Source organism: Photorhabdus noenieputensis (assembly GCF_018448935.1).
In the GTDB taxonomy this organism is placed as follows: domain Bacteria; phylum Pseudomonadota; class Gammaproteobacteria; order Enterobacterales; family Enterobacteriaceae; genus Photorhabdus; species Photorhabdus noenieputensis.
In genome coordinates this window covers 1-289 of record NZ_RCWC01000209.1, presented here as the reverse complement: position 1 = coordinate 289, position 289 = coordinate 1, and the positions used below count along the sequence as shown (strand labels likewise).

Genomic DNA, 289 nt, shown 5'->3' with positions numbered 1-289 from the left:
ATACGATATAACTGCTTGTTCATGACGTTTGCTCCACACAATACTACCCACCGGCAGTTTTGTTATTTAAATTAATACTGCCAATACAGGTTGAATCCGGCCGTGACGGGGGAAGTTTGGAAACCGGCGGGTTTAGACAGCGGGACACCGACAAACAGGTCGTAGCTCACCTTTTTCAGGTTGCCGCGCCAGCCCAGGGCCCTCCCCGCCAGGTGTTTTCCGAGCAGCGCGTCGCTGCCCCGGCCGCCCACTTCGCCATAATCCATTGCCAGATACAGCGACTGCCCTT

At 55.0% G+C, this 289-nt stretch carries 1 pseudogene; it reads right to left on the bottom strand.

Annotated features, from left to right (window positions below):
• Positions 1 to 71 precede the first annotated feature (71 nt).
• Positions 72 to 289, bottom strand: a pseudogene (locus tag EAE91_RS23885) (ShlB/FhaC/HecB family hemolysin secretion/activation protein); the annotation flags it as partial.